The following is a 16,812-nucleotide window of genomic DNA, read 5'->3' as shown; positions in this document are numbered from 1 at the left end:
TTATACTGTCACTTAGGCAGGCTGGACACTTGATTTCTAGAGTTATTCGCATTTCTCTATTTTATCAAAATCCAACCTGCTTTTTTTCAGCATACTTTTTGAAACACCACCGAATTTTGCAACAACTGACGTTCAGCGTCCTGAAAGCTGATGCTCTGCGCATGAGCAAAGCTGCCATACATCATTGATGCAAGCAGATTTAAACCCCAGACAAGCTGTATTTTATTTTTCTTTAAGTTCATAAAGTCGCTAAACTGATTTAAAGCCGATAATGTTATCCGGCTAGTATAAATCAAAGGTTTGCAGATAGAACTAGTGTAAAGTTATAGTATTGTTTCTTTTACATCTGTATTTCAAATACTTATCGGCTGTTTTTAATGGAATATCTAGAATCAAAAAATGGCTTAATCTTGAATATTTTCAATTGTTAGTTCAAAGATGATAAAAACAGCAGGCTAAAATACTGGTCAATTTATCTTGTGAATCTACATTGATTTCTTGACTCTATCTTGACTCATAGATTGAAATAATTTTGTGCAAGACCCTGCCAGATATGGTTAAATGCCATCATTTTATTGTGTTTCACTCTGAAAGGAAAAATCATGCGCGCGTACAACTTCTGTGCTGGTCCTGCTGCATTACCGACTGCCGTACTTGAAAAAGCTCAAGCTGAAATGCTTGACTGGCATGGCAAAGGTCTTTCGATCATGGAAATGAGCCACCGTAGTTCCGACTATGTTGCCATGGCTGAAAAAGCGGAAGCAGACCTGCGCAAACTCATGAATATTCCTGAGAACTACAAAGTATTGTTCTTGCAGGGTGGGGCATCACTACAGTTCTCGGCAATTCCATTGAACCTGCTTGGCAAAAACAACAAAGCAGACTATATCGATACCGGCATCTGGTCTGAAAAAGCCTTGAAAGAAGCGAAACGTTATGGCGATATCAATGTTGTAAAAGCAGGTATCCAAATTGATGGCAAATATGCGATCAGTGCACAAAGCGAATGGAATCTTTCTGATGATGCAGCTTATGTGCATTATGCGGATAATGAAACTATTGGCGGTCTGCAATTTTCTTCAATTCCTGAAACAGACAAGCCATTAGTGTGCGACTATTCATCTAGTATTTTATCTGCACCATTAGACGTTTCTAAATTTGGTTTGATCTATGCCGGTGCGCAAAAGAATATCGGGCCTGCTGGCTTAACGCTGGTGATCATTCGTGAAGATTTACTCGATCAAGCCAAACCAGAAATTCCAAGCATCTTGAAATATTCAGATCAAGCGAAAAATGGCTCAATGGTCAACACACCATCCACTTATGCATGGTACTTATCTGGTCTGGTATTCGAGTGGTTACTGGAAAATGGCGGCGTAGATGCCATGCACAAAGTGAACCTTGAGAAAGCCAACCTGCTTTATGGTTATATCGATCAAAGCGATTTTTATGCGAATCCAATCGCAAAAGCAAACCGTTCGATCATGAACGTACCATTTACCTTGGCCAATGCAGATCTTGAGAAACAGTTCCTGAAAGAAGCCGAAGCGCAGCATTTATTGAATCTTGCTGGTCACCGTTCGGTTGGCGGTATGCGCGCAAGTATTTATAATGCCGTGCCTTTAGAGGGTGTGCAGGCATTGGTGAACTTTATGGATGACTTTGCCAAACGCAATGGTTAATTCCTGAAACGAAAAAACCCAGCACAGGCTGGGTTTTTTTATGAATGCAATAATTTTAGAAAATAAAAGTATGCAGGATGAATCCGCAGATCAGCATCCCCAACATGAAAAAAAGGCAGGACATCATATCAATATTATAGCGGGAGCTAAGATGATGCTCGACCTGTTGTAATGTTTCTTCTTGCACGATTTTCATAGATATTTATTGTCCGATCTATTTATCGTTAATACTAATTTGTTGTGAGTATTTTTATCATAAAAAATTGATTAAATAAAGTACATTTTTGATTAAAGAGCATAAATTTTAATTTTATTTAAATATTAGATTTGCATGACATCTGATTATTTATATGAGAAATCAAATGCTTATTTTTACAAGATTTTTAAGGTTATTTTAAATATTTAAAATGAATTCATTTGAATTTAAAAATGTGGATAACTTGGTTTTTAATGAATTTAAATAGATTATTAAGCCAGAAAATATGTATAAAAAATAATCAAAAATTAAAATGACAAATAAGGATATAGATGGATTAAAAGAAGATACCCATCAAAATGAATATCTTCTTTTTCTGTTTGAACTTAGGCCGCTTTTCTATAAATATTGGCCTGAATCCACAAGTTGCCACGAATATACTGGCCAATCTGGAAGTCTCTGTACTGGTCATTCCGCGTTGCAATCCGGATCAAGGTCGCAGGCTGGCCTTCATCATGAATGAGGGGGACATCATAAAGGGTATAGTCCTGACCCATAAACTGCATAGTCGTTTTACCGACAATATTGCCCTGGAACCAGGCTTCATCTTCCTGACCCATGGTTTCGCCGTATAGATAAGCTACCATTTTAGAAAAATCTACGGTTACAGGTTCTTTATCTTCTTCGCACTGCGGCTGCCAGGCATCAATCTGTTCCTGCAAATTATCCGGTGCTACACCATTATTGGCAGCCAGAATATCATTCAAGGCACGGTGGTGCTTGATCGAAGCCGGATCATCAACCACCAGATGCTCATGATCTGCGACCGCTTCAAGTTCATAGGCCCAGCCATTCAGATTTACCACATAGGACTGGTCTTTTTCATAGTGCGGGTGATTGACGCTATACAGGCTATCGAAAGCGTAAATAATATTATTAGCACCCAGATTCAGGCGCAATACAGCCTGAGTATTGGATTTACAGCTAATAATCCGGTCAATCGTGGCTTTCACCTGATAAGGACTGTCAAAGCACGGAAATGCAGTTTTTACTACTTGAGGTTTGTTGTTTTCGACGGCAATCACTTGACTCAACTGTACCGCAGCTTTGCTCGGTCCCTGAATCAGCCAGGTCTCTGCATCCATATCACATTCTTGTGTACAAAGGCCCATCGGCATGATTGGTTCATCAAGAGCTTTGCCTAACCACTGTGGAACATCTGTGCCAGGGTTGTCGGTGAGCAAGGTCCAATGTTCGACATGACTACCGAAATTTTGATCATCAATGGTGATGATCTCTGGGCTATTCTGATTTTTCATATGCACAATTGATCTTGGATGATGTATTTATAGTTAATCGAGGGTCATTGCGATTTTTCAAGTCAATCGAATGAATTTTAAAATTAAAATGCCAGTCAAATGAAGTCAAATTTTTTTCTTGTGTGAATCACGCCAGTTTTACCGGGCACATACTTTTTAAAATATTGATGACAGATGCAATGAAAATGGAGCGATTTAATCATCAACCTGATCGTCTCAATTTGCTAGAATAACCATGATTAATACCTTAATGGGAAGCCCTGTGTTGCCATTCAAACTTTGGGTCGATGCCGATGCATTGCCCCGTATTCTGCGAGATGTGATTATTCGTGCTTCGGATCGCTATCAGCTAGAAGTCACTTTTGTTGCCAACCAACCAGTCGGAATAACTCCTTCGATCAGAATTAATTCAATTCAGGTGATGAGTGGGGCGGATGCTGCAGATAAAGAAATTATTCTGCGCATGAAAGAGCATGATATTGTCATGACCCAAGATATTCCCTTGGCTGCGGAAGTCATTGAAAAAGGCGGGATTGCGATTCATCCCCGTGGTGAAATTTATACTACAGCCAATGTCAAAGCGCGCTTACATCTGCGTGATTTTATGGACAGCTTACGCGGAGCGGGCGTGCAAACGGGCGGTCCGCCACCGATTTCAGAACGGGATAAACGCGAATTTTCCAGCGCACTCGATCAGACCATCCAAAAACAAAAACGTAAAACTTCCGCGCTTTAAGCCTTATTCAGAGTGACTCGCATGCCCACACAAACCAATATGATTGCCACCTATCTTTTATTGGTTTTTATCTGGGCGACGACACCGCTAGCTATTGTCTGGAGTGTGACGGATTTGCATCCGCTCTGGGCTTTGGCATTGCGTTTCTTTTTGGCTTTGCCTTTTGCATTTGCCTTGTTGTGGCTATTTAAAACCCGTTTTCCCTTAGATAAATTATCCATGCACAGTTACCTGGCTGGCGCATGCAGTTTTATCGGCTCACAGATTTTCACTTATCTGGCCACGGATTATCTGAGTTCAGGCGTTATTGCCCTGATGTTCGGACTGGCGCCGATTATTACCGGTTTAATTGGCCGTTTTGTATTTCAGCTTAAGCTCTATCCTTCGCAGTGGGGTGGTATGGCGATTGCCTTGCTGGGTCTGGGCATTATCTGTGTCGGTGGCAAAGATCAGCATATTCAGCCGATTGGCATAGGCCTGATGTTGCTCAGTGTTTTTATTTACTGTGTTTCGATGTTCTGGGTGAAAAAAGTTAATGCACCTCTCGAACCTATGGCACAAGCGGCCGGTTCTATTGCTGTTTCAGCGGTCATGGCCTGTACCATGTTGCTATTTATCTGGCAATTTGCACCGACCCAGATTCCGCAGGCTAAATCGCTGATTGGACTCAGTTATGCTGTAATCATGGCTTCCCTGATTGCGATGTTCTGTTATTTTAAACTGGTGCAGAAAATCAAGGCGACCACTTTGTCATTGACCACCGTATTGACGCCGATGCTGGCCTTATTTGTCGGGGTGATTCTGAATGATGAAAAATTATCGGGTGGAGCAGTCTTTGGCGTCGTTATCTTACTGGCTGGTTTGTTGTTATATTTTTCCAGAGAAATTAAAGCGAGCTATAACGCTCGCCTTTCATCACCCAGCAGCACTGACTAAAGCAGTAATTTAAACAAAGTGAGCCTTGACGCATTCACCCAGTTTGACCCGGTCTTGGGGATGCATGGTAATAAAATATGCACCAGTCCGATATTTGCCATTTTCTTCTTCGCGACTGTAGGCCACCTGAGCGGTTGCTGCAATATGGAAGAAATTTTCCGGATGACTCAAAGTCACGTGCAGATAGGTGCCTTCAGCGATAGGGCGCTCATTAAAGAAACTAAAACCGGTTTCTGAAAAGTTCACTTGCTCTGGTACAGGTAACATGCTTTGTACAATTGCGTCATACAAAGAACCGGTAATAAGGTTTAACTTTTGATTAAATAAGGATAAGATTCGAGCAATTTGTTGATCTTTTTCAGATAATTGTTCTAATTCGTAGTTAACCGCATGATCAAATTGATCTAGTTCTGCAAGTAGTAGAAAATAGCGGGGCAAGACGAAGTTAGGATCGTAAGGATCATTCAAGGCAACATCATCGGAAATAATCTGATAATTAATTCGTAAGGCAGCATCGATTCGAGACATGACGCGTCTTTCCGTAAATCCGTTTGGATGCTGTACATTTTCCATAATTTATTACCTCGGACTAGATGGTTATGTTCAAACCAATCTCGCTGTATATAGGGTTGAAATATACTCGCGCACGGCGTAGTAACCACTTCATTTCTTTTATCGCGTTGGTCTCAATGATCGGCCTCACACTCGGTGTAACAGTCCTCATTACAGTGTTGTCTGTGATGAATGGTTTTGACCGAGAGTTAAAGAATCGTGTCTTAGGAATGATACCTCAAGCGACTGTTTCCTCAACACAAATTTTAACAAATTGGCCAGAACTTGCAAAGCAAATTGAAGGGCATGAGCATGTTCAGGGAGTCGCACCTTTTACTCAATTACAAGGCATGCTGACCGCACAGGGTCAGGTCGCCGGCATTATGGTCAGCGGGATTGAACCCGAGTATGAGAAAAAAGTTTCAATTATACAAAACCATATGGTTGAGGGCAGTATCGACAGCCTGAAAAAAGGTGAATTTGGTATTGTTTTGGGCAAGCAAATGACCGATGCCATGGGTGTGGGTTTAAATGACAATATTACTCTGGTTTTGCCAGAAGCCACCCCATCACCAGCTGGTGTCGTCCCGCGTTTCAAGCGTTTTAAAGTGGTGGGAATCTTCAGTATTGGTGCTGAAGTTGACTCGATGATGGGTTATATCGCTTTAAATGATGCCTCGACCTTGCTGCGTCTACCGGATGGTGCGCAGGGTGTGCGTATGAAGCTGGATGATATTTTCCTGGCACCACAAGTGTCTCAGGAAATTGTGCGTGATTTGCCGGGGAATTTCTATGCTTCGGACTGGACTTATACCCATGGTAATCTGTTCAGCGCGATTCAGATGGAAAAAGCCATGGTCAGCCTGCTTTTATTCCTGATCGTTCTAGTCGCGGCATTTAATATTGTGTCTTCACTGGTGATGGTGGTGACGGATAAAAAATCGGACATTGCCATTTTAAGGACTTTGGGGGCTTCACCTGCCACCATTACCAAAATCTTTATGGTGCAAGGTACCGTGATTGGGGTGATTGGAACTTGTGCAGGGGCCATCCTCGGGATTATTGCGGCAACCAGTATCAGTAGCTTTATTGGCTGGCTCAACAATACTTTAGGCCTGAATATGTTTGATGCCTATTTTATTAACTACTTACCTTCGTATCTGCGCTGGCAGGATGTCTTGGTGATTGTAGGCTTGTCACTGGCACTCAGTTTTGTCGCGACAATTTATCCGGCTTTACGTGCAGCAAAAATTCAACCGGCAGAGGCTTTGCGTTATGAGTAATCTGATTTTAGATGCCCAGAATATTCACAAATCCTTTACCGATGGCAAGGCCACTGTCGATGTGATTCGCGGCTTGTCGCTACAGGTAAAAGCAGGTGAGTTTGTTTCGATTGTAGGTTCAAGTGGTTCAGGCAAAAGTACCTTATTACATGTTTTGGGTGGATTGGATCGCCCGACGTCAGGTCAGGTCATGGTGAATGGCCGCCGTTTTGATACCTTGTCTGAAGCAGAACGCGGTTATGTGCGGAATGAGCATTTGGGCTTTGTTTATCAGTTTCATCACCTGTTGCCAGAATTTACGGCACTGGAAAATGTGGCCATGCCGCTGATGTTACGCGACAACATGAAGTTTAAGGAAGCCAAACAGCAGGCCGAATATTTGCTGGAACGTGTTGGTCTTTCGCATCGTCTGACTCACAAGCCGGGTGAATTATCCGGAGGTGAGCGTCAGCGTGTAGCTTTGGCGCGTGCAGTGGTCGGTAAACCTAAACTGATGATGGCCGATGAACCGACCGGAAATCTAGACCGCAAGACTGCAGCAAAGATTTTTGAACTGCTGACCGAATTGCAACGTGAGTTCAATATGGCGATGCTGATTGTGACGCATGATGAACAGCTAGCCCATGCAGCAGATCGGATTTTACATATGCAGGATGGTCTCTGGATTGAACCATAAATAACGAGAATATTCGCATTTGATTGAAGCTCACTCCGGTGGGCTTTATTATTGGGCAAAATAATAACAAGATAGAATAAGATTCAATGTTGCAGTGGCTATGTATTGGCTGGATTTTAGGCCTTGCCTGTATGGGGAAAAATTTCCTGTCTGTTCAACTGAGCGGGACGGCAGTTTTGATCGTTGCGCTGTTGTGGTATCTGTGTGGCCATAAATTAAAGTTCATCTTGAATACACCGCTGCGAAGCTTGTTGATCACTGGGTCCGGCCTACTTTTAGGGCTGTTTTTAGGCCACGCTTATGCCAATCTGCAATTGGCTGAACGTTTATCCAAGCGAGAGCACGAGGTCTCTGAAAAAGAAATCGTGGTGTATATCAAAGAGCTGAATAAACTGGGCGATCAGAATATCCAGCAAGCCCTGCATGTGCTTAACCCTGATGGCACTACAGTCAAATGGATGGGTTTTCTGCCAGTTTCAGATCCTGTCACCTCTAGTTTGGTAAATGATAAAACTAAACAGCAGACTCTTAAACTAGGACATTATTATTTATTGCAAGGCCAGATTCGACCTAACCATAGTTATGCGACACCGGGTGCTTTTGATGCAGAAAAGTGGGCATTGCAGCAAAATGTCATGGCCGGGTTTAGGATTAAACATATCCAAGAATTGCAACCGCAACAACTCTATGCACTAGGTCATGCTAAATATCTACGTCAGCAGCAAAATTTGAATCAGAGATTTTTGCTTTGGGTAGAACAACAGCGACTGGCCTTAAGAGAGTTTGTGGCCAGACAGCCGGTACAGCAGAAAGGCTTGTTACTGGCTCTATTAAGCGGTGATGAAAGTCTATTGGATCAAGCGACGGAGCAGCAATTCCAACGTTTTGGCATGAGCCATTTACTGGCGATTTCCGGACCGCATGTGCTGATCTTTGCCTTTATTATTTGTGGAGCGTTGCAATATCTGATTTCAAGGTACGCACCGCAGATTTATCTGAAATGGCCAAGGCAGTATTTTTTGAGCCTGCCTTTTTTATTATGTGTACTGTTGTATTGTGCCTTCGTCGGTTTTGAGATTCCGGCGCTACGCACTTTACTGATTTGTGTGATTGTAACTTTAACCTTACTGCTCAGGCAAAGTGTGCAGCCATTAAAACTGCTGATTTTAAGTGCTGCCTTATTGTTGCTCTTTGATCCTTTTAGCATTTTGTCGGCCGCATTCTGGCTGTCTTATGGAGCCTGTTTTGTGTTGCTGCGAATCTATCAAACCATTCAGCAGCAACCGCATCAAACAATACAAACAGCATTACAACGGCTGTATTTTGCAATGAAAGTTTTAGTGGAGTCGCAGTGGAAAATTTTTCTGGCCCTGTTTCCCTTAATGATGTTGTTTTTTAAGCAGGTGGCTTGGATTACCTCGCTAAGCAACCTGGTGGCTATCCCGTGGATTGGCCTGCTGATAGTTCCCGTAGATATTCTGGCGGCTTTATTATTTTTCATTTCTGAACCACTTTCGAGTCTGTTGTTTCAGCTCAATGATATTTTTATTCATATACTGCTGGCATTTTTGAATCTGCTTGATCGGCTGTTTGCACCGCAACTGATTCCTGTGGCCATGAATGTCTGGATGATTGCTCTATGTATTTTGGGCTTATTAATTGTCTTTTTGCCGCGTGGCTTAGTGCCCAAAAGCTGGACAGCACTTGCCTGTTTACCACTGTGCATTCCTCAACTTAATCAGCATGCATTTCAGCTGTCTGTTCTGGATGTCGGGCAGGGACAGGCCATCTTCATTCGGGAAGGGCAAAAGAGCATGATGATCGATATGGGCGGTTATTATAATGAAGAAAAATTCAGTATTGGTCGGCAAGTGATTATGCCATTTTTGTCTGTGCAAGGTGTTGGAGAACTGGATCAACTGATTTTGACCCATCTGGATCAGGACCATAGCGGTGCATATCACAGCATTAAAGATCAACTAAACATCCGACAAGTGTCATCCAATCAGATGCCTGAAACAGCTGCTTCTTCAAGCTTTCAGTTTTGTTATGCAGGACAGCAATGGCAATGGTCTGAGACGATTAACTTTAAAATTCTGGCACCTCGGCAGCAGCAGTTAAATACGCCAAACTTCAATAAAAACGACCGATCTTGTGTGATATATCTGCAAGTTAAAAATGCCGGACCGTATCAAAAATTTTTACTGATGGGGGATGCGGGTTGGGAAACTGAATATCAGTTACTCCAAAATTATCCGGAACTTAAAGTCGATGTACTGGTACTCGGCCATCATGGCAGTCAGCACAGTTCAGCCTATCAATTTTTAGAAGTTTTGCGACCTAAATTGACGATTGCCTCGGCTGGGAAATTTAACCGTTATGGCCACCCGAGCCAACTGACGCAGCAACGGTTAAAAGCTCTTAATATTCCATTATTGACCACGGCAGAACAGGGGAGTGTGCACTTCCAGCAACAAGGCTCAAAACTGGTGCTTTCTGCCGAACGACATGGATGGCAGTGGTTGTATCGTCAGCCTTTAAGTGACTGATTCCAATATGGGCGAAACTTCATGTAGTTCTTGTGTTCTCAACGCATTTACTTTGTTCAGGGCTTGTTCATGTTCAAGTTTATAGAGATTTCCTAAGTCTTGATGCGCATTAAAACGTTTATAACTCCAGTGATAATGTTCCGGATGGCGACGAATTAAATTTTCAATACTATTGATAATGACTTGCGTGCCTTGATTGGCATTGCCACTATAAATTTTTTCATCAACCGTTTCGATAAAGATATCGAATCCATCATCAGTATTACGCAAGGCATATAAAAACAGGGCACGCGCTTTGGTCTTTTGAATCAGTTTAGCACTCAAATTACTCGTGGCCAAAGGCACGCCGAAATAGGGAATATATTCACCACCGATATTCGGGGTATGATCCGGCAGGATGACCGTAGTGCCGCCTTGTTTTAAGGCCTTAAAAATCTGACGAACGCCAGATTCATCGGTCGGTACCAGATGCGCCTGTTCCCGGCTACGGGCAGCCCGTACAAATTGATCTGCAGCCTGATTTTTCACAGGTTTATACATAATGGTCATTGAAGTGAACTGGGCAATATAGGCATTCATAATTTCCCAGGTACCAAAATGCGGCACGATTAACACGAGGCCTTTATTTTGTGCAATGGCATCATGAAGTAGATCTTCGCCAATAACGCGATGAACGCGTTTAAGATTTTTCTGATTGCTTGAGCCCCAAATAGTAAAGAACTCGAAATATGACATTAATTCATTGCGAACCGCAGCACGGTTAATCTGTTCACGTTCCTGATTAGACAGTTCTGAAAGACTGATTTCAAGGTTGAGACGAATGACTTCCGAAGTTTTAGTGACTTTAAAACTGTTCACAATAAAGGCCAGAATACGGGCCATCCAGCGAGAAACCGGAAGCGGTTGGCGGCTAATGTATTTGAGTAATCCGTAAGCTGAATTCCGTGAGCCCTGTTTCGTCATTGATTTCGTCTAAGTACAAAAAAAGAGAACAAAATTTATTATAGGCGAAAACGTTTTGTTTAGACAGAATTACCCGATTCAGTGTATATAATGGATTCAATATAAATCAATTTATTGGATTATTTATGTCCGATTGGCCACCAAAACCTGAAAATCAAATACAAAATACGCAACAGCCAGTTCAACCGACTGGTCCGGAATGGAAATTGCTTGAAAAAGCAGTTTTAGCTTCGGTAGAAGAACAGCGCCGTGCGCGCCGTTGGGGAATTTTCTTTAAATTCCTGACTTTTGCTTATCTGCTTGTGGCTATTCTGGCATTGGGCAAGAGCTGTAGTTCAGTCTCGTCAGATGCCAGCGCTGGTGCGGGTTCTCATATTGCAGTCGTGGATATTGTGGGTACGATTGCAGCCGACAAGCAGAGTGTCAACAGTAGCAATACCATCAAATCATTGAAAAAAGCCTTTGAAAATAAACAAAGTAAAGCAGTGGTACTGAATATCAACTCACCTGGTGGTTCACCGGTACAGTCCGATGAGATCTGGCAGGAAATTCAGTATCTTAAAAAACAGCATCCTGGGAAGAAACTGTATGCCGTGATTGGCGATACGGGTGCTTCAGGTGCTTATTATATTGCTTCAGCTGCGGACGAAATTATTGTCAATCCATCGAGTCTGGTCGGTTCAATTGGGGTGATCATGCCGAATTATGGTGTGACTAATCTATTGCAAAAATTAGGTGTTGAAGATCGCACCATGACGTCAGGTGAAAATAAAGCTTTGTTGTCGATGACTCAGCCAGTTGATCCTGCGCAAAAAGCTCATGTACAGGGTGTGCTAGATAATGTGCATGGTCATTTTATTAATGCAGTGAAACAGGGACGTGGCAATAAATTGAAATCCAATGATCCTGCCATTTTCTCTGGCTTGTTCTGGACCGGTGATCAGGCGGTGAAATTAGGGATTGCGGATCGTATCGGTAGCTTAAATACTTTAAAACGTGAACTGAAAACTGAAAAAGTGTTGAATTACACCATTGAATATAGTCCATTTGAATCCGTTTTAGGTCGTATGGGTTCATCGATTGGGGATGGAATTGCGACGTCAGTTGCACAGAAGCTTCAGTCAGAAAACAGCACGACACTGCAATGAAACCACTGATTCATTTCGCGCATGCCAATGGTGTGCCATCCAAAGTCTATCAAAAGCTGTTTGATGGATTGCAAGATGATTACGATATTATCTATGTGCCGCTTTTGGGGCCGGATAAACGTTATCCAGTTGATAACCACTGGAAAAGCCTGACCCAGCAAGTGATTGATAGTATTGTGCGCCAGTCACATGGGCGACCCGTCATTGGTCTGGGGCATTCTTTGGGATCCGTGTTAACTCTGCAGGCGGCTTTGCAGCGTCCAGAACTGTTTTCGCAAATGATCATGCTGGACCCGCCAATGATTATGGGCAAAGAAGCCTTTGCCTTACATATTGCCAAGACTTTGCGTTTAAAAGCATTGGACAAGATGTCTCCGGCAGGCCTGTCCAAGCGCCGTCGCGATCACTGGGATTCACGTGAACAGGCTGCTGAATTGCTGCGTCCTAAAGGTTTTTATCAGGATTTTGATGCAGCTTGTTTCCAGGCTTATATTGATTATGCCTTGCAGGAGGATCCCATCCGGGGTGGAGTAGAACTCACTATCCCTAAAAGGGATGAGGTGGCAGTCTTTAGAACCAATCCATCACTATGGTGGTTGCCTCAGAAAAAACCAAAAATTCCTGTGCATCTGGTCGTTGCAGAGAAAGGCCCTTTTCTGGCCCGAAAGTTCCCTCAGCAAGTGCAAAAGAAGTTTGGTATTCCTTTTACCGTAGTGGATGGCGGGCATATGTTCCCATTGGAACAACCCATTCAAGTGGCAGGCTTGGTTAAGCAACTGATTCAGCAACAGTCTGCTTAAATCTTTGTATTAATAAAAAATAAAAAAACGCATCCGAGGATGCGTTTTTTTATATCTAAATTTTTTTAGAACTTGCAGAATTGAACAGGCTCTTGCATTTTCTGGTTTCGATACAGCACCCCGTCTTCAGTATGTTGAATGATACCGCTACAAATCCATTCTACGACTTGTGGATAGATCACATGCTCGAGGCTATGCACACGTGTTGCCAAACTTTCTACCGTATCGTGGTGAGAAACCTTGAGAACACCTTGAGCAAGCGCTTGCCCTGCATCCAGCTCAGCCGTAACATAATGCACCGTGCAGCCGTGCAGAATATCACCGGTATTGAGTACACGCTGATGCGTATGCATGCCTTTATAATGAGGTAACAGAGAAGGGTGAATATTCAACATTTTACCTTCCCAGGCTTTCACAAATTTTTCACTTAAAATTCGCATAAAGCCGGCAAGCACCACCAGATCTACATCCCAATCGAGTAACTGTTGATGCATCACATCATCAAAAGCTTCACGACTTGGATATTGCTTGTGTTCAATAACTACAGTCTGAATGCCTGCGTGTTGTGCACGCGTTAAAGCAAAGGCTTCAGGTTTATTGGAAATTACGCCCACAATTTGCCCTGAAAGATTGGCATCAATCAAGGCTTGCAGATTTGATCCGCTACCTGAAACAAGTACAGCAATTTTAATCATACGAAATTATGCGAAGATCACACGAATTTTTTCGTCTGCACCTGCAACCGATTCAGCATTGTCTTGAATCTGACCCATCGCCCATGCTTTTTCGCCAAGCTGGTTGAGTAATTCAACAGTTTTGTCTGCATCAGCGGCATCAACAACAAGTACCATGCCGACGCCACAGTTGAAAGTACGATACATTTCAAATTGTTCTACGCCGCCTTCACGTTGTAGAAGCTTGAATAGCTCAGGCCATTCCCAAGAAGATTCATTTACCAGCGCTTGAGCACCGTTTGGAAGTACGCGAGGTAAGTTGCCTGGTAAACCACCACCGGTGATGTGTGCCATCGCATGGACATCAACGTGTTTTAACAGTTCAAGAATTGGTTTTACATAAATGCGTGTTGGTTCCATTGCAACATCTGCAAGTGGGCGGCCATCGACGATTTGATTCAGATCAACGTTTTTCACGTCTAAAATTTTACGAAGCAGTGAGTAGCCGTTTGAGTGCGCACCTGAAGAAGCTACACCAATTAAAACGTCACCCGCTTTGACTTTAGAGCCATCAATAATTTTACTTTGCTCAACAACACCGACACAGAAACCTGCAAGATCGTAATCTTCGCCTTCATACATGCCTGGCATTTCAGCAGTTTCACCGCCAACTAATGCACAGCCAGCAAGTTCACAACCAGCGCCAATACCTGTGACTACATTTGCAGCAACATCAACATTTAAGTGACCAGTTGCATAATAATCAAGGAAGAACAGTGGTTCAGCACCACAGACAAGAAGGTCATTCACGCACATTGCAACCAGGTCTTGACCAATTGTGTCATGACGGTTCAAATTCAGTGCCAGACGTAATTTTGTACCAACACCATCTGTGCCAGATACGAGAACAGGTTCTTCATAACCTTTAGGAATTTTACAAAGTGCACCAAAGCCACCTAGACCGCCCATAACTTCGGGACGTGAGGTACGCTTAGCGACAGATTTGATACGATCGACTAACGCGTCGCCCGCCTCAATGTCGACACCTGCATCTTTGTAGCTTAAACCAGTGTTTGGGGTAGAAGTTGAGTTGCTCATAATGAAGTCTCCGCATTCGCGGGTGCGATTATAACCTGAATATGTAAAACTCTTATGGTATTTGTGGCCTAAAATGCTATCTTTATTAAAATATTTTAATTTTTAGAATGATTAATAGAGAAAAGGCAAGATTCTATGGTCGATCGTACTTTACGGCGCATTCTTATACTTGCTGGTATAGCATTGATACTTTGGGTTTTATATCTGCTTAAACCAGTTGTAGTTCCTTTTGTTGCAGCTTTTCTAATTGCTTATTTATTTAGCCCCTTGGTTAATGTTTTGCACCGCATTGGGCTGGCTCGATGGCTCTCGATCAGTATCGTATTTATCGGGATTGGGATCGTGGTTACATTGGTGATGTGGTATCTGGTGCCACTAGTCTGGCAGCAGCTGATGTATGCGCGTGATAGCATTCCGGCCGGGATTCACTGGATCAATTACACGTTCCTACCTTGGCTTTCCGATAGCTTTAATCTGGTTCCGATGGAGATCGATACTGACCAGATTTCCTCAGTAGTAATGGACTATGTCCAGACCAATTATAGTGCTGACAGTATTCAGGCAATGCTGCTGAAACTGGCACAATCTGGCCTGAACTTTATCCAGATTGGTGGCACGATTGTCCTGATTCCGATTATTGCCTTTTATTTCTTGCTGGATTGGGATCGTATGCTGGACAGCTTACGTCGTCTAATTCCCCGTCCTTATGAAAAAACAACCTTAAATATTGTGAGTGAATGTCATAGTGTGTTAGGTGCCTTTGTCAAAGGTCAGTTCCTGGTCATGGTTCTGCTGGGCGTGGTTTATGCAGTGGGACTGCAACTGATTGGCCTGGAGATTGGCTTGATCATCGGGATGATTGCCGGATTATGCAGTATCATTCCGTATCTTGGTTTTGCGGTTGGAATTATTGCTGCAGTCATTGCAACGTTTTTTCAATTTGGAATCGACTGGTGGCAACTGGTATTGGTCGGGATTGTCTTTATGGTGGGGCAGGCAGTCGAAGGTTATATTCTACAACCATTCCTGTTGGGTGATAAAATCGGTCTTTCTCCTGTGGCTGTAGTGTTTGCAGTTCTGGCAGGTGCACAACTGGCCGGATTCCTGGGCATGCTGATTGCCTTGCCGGTGGCTGCCGTGATTGTGGTATTACTGCGGCATATCCGTGAGTATTATGAACATACGCCATTTTATGGTGATCGGGCTGTTATCATACAAGATGCATCTACCGGTTCAATCAATATTGAAACAGCAGACTTAGATGTTGATATTGAAATGAAAAAGCCACAGAAAAAACCGCTGCAAGCAGAGGAGAACTCAAGTAAAATTCACGATCCACATCGTAAAGACTCATAAGGCCAAAAAAATCGTATGCGTCAATTGCAGTTAGATATAGAACCTCAGCTCGATGCCCGAATCAGTGATTTTTCAGGGCCGGGTTGGGGGCATGTCATTGATGCTGTCCGTCAATTACATGCAGGCCTGATCAACCGCTTTTATGTCTATGGTGGAGCCGGTACAGGTAAAAGTCATTTATTATCTGCCATCTGTGACTCTTATCTGGAAGTGGGCAAATCTGCAATTCAGGTATCTTTGCTTGAGCTTTTAGATGCACCCACTGAGGCGATTACCTCTCTGGATCGTTTTGATCTGGTAGCACTCGATGATATTGAAGCAATTAGCGGCGTACCCCATTGGCAACGCGCAGTCTTTCACTTGATTAATTATAATAATGAAGGTGGTGGGCAGTTGGTGTTTTCATCACGTTTTGCACCTATCGAACTCAAACTTGAATTGCCAGATTTACAATCCCGTCTCACGCAGGCGGTCAGTACTCGTGTACCCAGTGGCAGTTTGTATGCTGATCGCTATGCGCTGGTTTCCTCGGTGCTCGATCGTCGTGGGATCCATTTAGACCCTCAAATCTTTGACTATTTACTAAGCCATGGGCCACATCAAACTTCAGTGCTGCTTCAAAGATTAGAGCAGATTATTCAATTACTTAAAGGGGAAAAATTGAAAGTCAGCAATGCTAATCTGCGGCAGATATATGCCTTGATTGACGAATATCGGTAAAATATAAAAATTCTTGGTGGTGTTTCAAAAAGTATGCTGAAACAAAGCAGGTTGAATTTTGATAAAATAGAGAAATGCGAATAACTCTAGAAATCAAATGTCCAACCTGCCTCAGTGACAGTAT

The 16,812-nt window shown here is 43.0% G+C and carries 17 protein-coding genes; 12 read left to right on the top strand and 5 right to left on the bottom strand.

The annotated features are described in order from the left end of the window. The 3 genes from WFH18_RS13775 to WFH18_RS13765 form a co-directional block, all read left to right on the top strand. Positions 1-188, top strand: a 188-nt coding sequence (locus WFH18_RS13775; protein ID WP_336755066.1) for a hypothetical protein, incomplete at its 5' end; no start/stop codon positions are given. A gap of 414 nt (positions 189-602) precedes the next feature. Next, positions 603-1,682, top strand: a complete 1,080-nt coding sequence (serC, locus tag WFH18_RS13770; RefSeq protein ID WP_071850633.1) for a 3-phosphoserine/phosphohydroxythreonine transaminase — start codon at positions 603-605, stop codon at positions 1,680-1,682. A gap of 40 nt (positions 1,683-1,722) precedes the next feature. Next, entirely contained in the window at positions 1,723-1,854 is a 132-nt protein-coding gene (locus WFH18_RS13765) for a hypothetical protein (RefSeq protein WP_257221144.1), read from the top strand. 410 nt (positions 1,855-2,264) lie between these two features. Here WFH18_RS13765 and WFH18_RS13760 read toward each other — a convergent pair whose 3' ends face one another. Beyond that, positions 2,265-3,197, bottom strand: a complete 933-nt coding sequence (locus WFH18_RS13760; protein ID WP_071850632.1) for a hypothetical protein — start codon at positions 3,195-3,197, stop codon at positions 2,265-2,267. Positions 3,198-3,447: 250 nt separating this feature from the next. Here WFH18_RS13760 and WFH18_RS13755 point away from each other — a divergent pair, with 250 nt between their 5' ends. Beyond that, the gene (locus WFH18_RS13755) at positions 3,448-3,933 is read left to right on the top strand and encodes a YaiI/YqxD family protein (protein WP_171260766.1); all 486 of its coding nucleotides are present in this window, start codon (positions 3,448-3,450) and stop codon (positions 3,931-3,933) included. A 21-nt stretch (positions 3,934-3,954) separates the two neighbouring features. Then, positions 3,955-4,869 carry a DMT family transporter gene (locus WFH18_RS13750; RefSeq protein ID WP_071850630.1) on the top strand — a complete coding sequence of 305 codons (915 nt, stop codon included), beginning with the start codon at positions 3,955-3,957 and terminating at the stop codon, positions 4,867-4,869. Positions 4,870-4,878: 9 nt separating this feature from the next. Here the strand turns inward: WFH18_RS13750 and WFH18_RS13745 are convergent, their stop codons facing one another. Beyond that, complete coding sequence (locus WFH18_RS13745; protein ID WP_004279140.1) at positions 4,879-5,442, bottom strand: PilZ domain-containing protein; 564 nt, start codon at positions 5,440-5,442, stop codon at positions 4,879-4,881. Between the two features lie 26 nt (positions 5,443-5,468). Between WFH18_RS13745 and WFH18_RS13740 the strand changes: the two genes are divergently transcribed. The 3 genes from WFH18_RS13740 to WFH18_RS13730 all read left to right on the top strand — a co-directional run bounded on the left by WFH18_RS13740 (position 5,469) and on the right by WFH18_RS13730 (position 9,929). Further along, a complete protein-coding gene (locus WFH18_RS13740; RefSeq protein ID WP_164543236.1) occupies positions 5,469-6,704 on the top strand; it encodes a lipoprotein-releasing ABC transporter permease subunit in 1,236 nt (411 codons plus the stop codon). After that, positions 6,697-7,380 carry a lipoprotein-releasing ABC transporter ATP-binding protein LolD gene (gene lolD, locus WFH18_RS13735; protein WP_004645694.1) on the top strand — a complete coding sequence of 228 codons (684 nt, stop codon included), beginning with the start codon at positions 6,697-6,699 and terminating at the stop codon, positions 7,378-7,380. Before WFH18_RS13740 ends, lolD begins: the two co-directional genes overlap by 8 nt. A gap of 86 nt (positions 7,381-7,466) precedes the next feature. After that, positions 7,467-9,929, top strand: a complete 2,463-nt coding sequence (locus WFH18_RS13730) for a DNA internalization-related competence protein ComEC/Rec2 (protein ID WP_164543235.1) — start codon at positions 7,467-7,469, stop codon at positions 9,927-9,929. Here the strand turns inward: WFH18_RS13730 and WFH18_RS13725 are convergent. Further along, the gene (locus WFH18_RS13725; protein WP_005263498.1) at positions 9,918-10,892 is read right to left on the bottom strand and encodes a lysophospholipid acyltransferase family protein; all 975 of its coding nucleotides are present in this window, start codon (positions 10,890-10,892) and stop codon (positions 9,918-9,920) included. The genes WFH18_RS13730 and WFH18_RS13725 overlap by 12 nt on opposite strands. A gap of 125 nt (positions 10,893-11,017) precedes the next feature. On the opposite strand from WFH18_RS13725, the gene sppA reads away from it, so the two are divergent. Beyond that, positions 11,018-12,040, top strand: coding sequence for a signal peptide peptidase SppA (gene sppA, locus WFH18_RS13720; RefSeq protein WP_164543234.1), 1,023 nt, complete (start codon positions 11,018-11,020; stop codon positions 12,038-12,040). Further along, positions 12,037-12,840 (top strand): alpha/beta fold hydrolase, encoded by an 804-nt coding sequence (locus WFH18_RS13715; protein ID WP_138742872.1) that lies wholly within the window; start codon positions 12,037-12,039, stop codon positions 12,838-12,840. Before sppA ends, WFH18_RS13715 begins: the two co-directional genes overlap by 4 nt. A gap of 65 nt (positions 12,841-12,905) precedes the next feature. On the opposite strand, the gene purN is transcribed toward WFH18_RS13715, so the two are convergent. Then, positions 12,906-13,535 (bottom strand): phosphoribosylglycinamide formyltransferase, encoded by a 630-nt coding sequence (gene purN, locus WFH18_RS13710; protein WP_138742873.1) that lies wholly within the window; start codon positions 13,533-13,535, stop codon positions 12,906-12,908. 6 nt (positions 13,536-13,541) lie between these two features. Next, entirely contained in the window at positions 13,542-14,612 is a 1,071-nt protein-coding gene (gene purM / locus WFH18_RS13705; protein WP_005106398.1) for a phosphoribosylformylglycinamidine cyclo-ligase, read from the bottom strand. A gap of 135 nt (positions 14,613-14,747) precedes the next feature. Here purM and cxpE point away from each other — a divergent pair, with 135 nt between their 5' ends. Together cxpE and hda are read left to right on the top strand one after the other, a co-directional pair. Then, on the top strand, positions 14,748-15,968 hold the full coding sequence (cxpE, locus tag WFH18_RS13700; RefSeq protein WP_005103863.1) for a chloramphenicol efflux transporter CxpE: 1,221 nt from the start codon (positions 14,748-14,750) through the stop codon (positions 15,966-15,968). 15 nt (positions 15,969-15,983) lie between these two features. Further along, positions 15,984-16,688 carry a DnaA regulatory inactivator Hda gene (gene hda / locus WFH18_RS13695; protein ID WP_005103862.1) on the top strand — a complete coding sequence of 235 codons (705 nt, stop codon included), beginning with the start codon at positions 15,984-15,986 and terminating at the stop codon, positions 16,686-16,688. The last annotated feature ends 124 nt before the right edge of the window (positions 16,689-16,812 follow it).

Origin of the sequence: Acinetobacter sp. USHLN143 (assembly GCF_037145695.1) — a bacterium.
Lineage (GTDB): Bacteria > Pseudomonadota > Gammaproteobacteria > Pseudomonadales > Moraxellaceae > Acinetobacter > Acinetobacter fasciculus.
The sequence above is the reverse complement of the archived record's forward strand: the minus strand, read 5'-3'. Positions and strand labels throughout refer to the sequence as shown.

Coding starts and splice junctions, on each gene's coding strand:
- serC (WP_071850633.1), top strand. CDS start 603: ATGCGCGCGTACAACTTCTGTGCTGGTCCTGCTGCATTACCGACTGCC.
- WFH18_RS13765 (WP_257221144.1), top strand. CDS start 1,723: ATGAATGCAATAATTTTAGAAAATAAAAGTATGCAGGATGAATCCGCA.
- WFH18_RS13760 (WP_071850632.1), bottom strand. CDS start 3,197: ATGAAAAATCAGAATAGCCCAGAGATCATCACCATTGATGATCAAAAT.
- WFH18_RS13755 (WP_171260766.1), top strand. CDS start 3,448: ATGGGAAGCCCTGTGTTGCCATTCAAACTTTGGGTCGATGCCGATGCA.
- WFH18_RS13750 (WP_071850630.1), top strand. CDS start 3,955: ATGCCCACACAAACCAATATGATTGCCACCTATCTTTTATTGGTTTTT.
- WFH18_RS13745 (WP_004279140.1), bottom strand. CDS start 5,442: ATGGAAAATGTACAGCATCCAAACGGATTTACGGAAAGACGCGTCATG.
- WFH18_RS13740 (WP_164543236.1), top strand. CDS start 5,469: ATGTTCAAACCAATCTCGCTGTATATAGGGTTGAAATATACTCGCGCA.
- lolD (WP_004645694.1), top strand. CDS start 6,697: ATGAGTAATCTGATTTTAGATGCCCAGAATATTCACAAATCCTTTACC.
- WFH18_RS13730 (WP_164543235.1), top strand. CDS start 7,467: ATGTTGCAGTGGCTATGTATTGGCTGGATTTTAGGCCTTGCCTGTATG.
- WFH18_RS13725 (WP_005263498.1), bottom strand. CDS start 10,892: ATGACGAAACAGGGCTCACGGAATTCAGCTTACGGATTACTCAAATAC.
- sppA (WP_164543234.1), top strand. CDS start 11,018: ATGTCCGATTGGCCACCAAAACCTGAAAATCAAATACAAAATACGCAA.
- WFH18_RS13715 (WP_138742872.1), top strand. CDS start 12,037: ATGAAACCACTGATTCATTTCGCGCATGCCAATGGTGTGCCATCCAAA.
- purN (WP_138742873.1), bottom strand. CDS start 13,535: ATGATTAAAATTGCTGTACTTGTTTCAGGTAGCGGATCAAATCTGCAA.
- purM (WP_005106398.1), bottom strand. CDS start 14,612: ATGAGCAACTCAACTTCTACCCCAAACACTGGTTTAAGCTACAAAGAT.
- cxpE (WP_005103863.1), top strand. CDS start 14,748: ATGGTCGATCGTACTTTACGGCGCATTCTTATACTTGCTGGTATAGCA.
- hda (WP_005103862.1), top strand. CDS start 15,984: ATGCGTCAATTGCAGTTAGATATAGAACCTCAGCTCGATGCCCGAATC.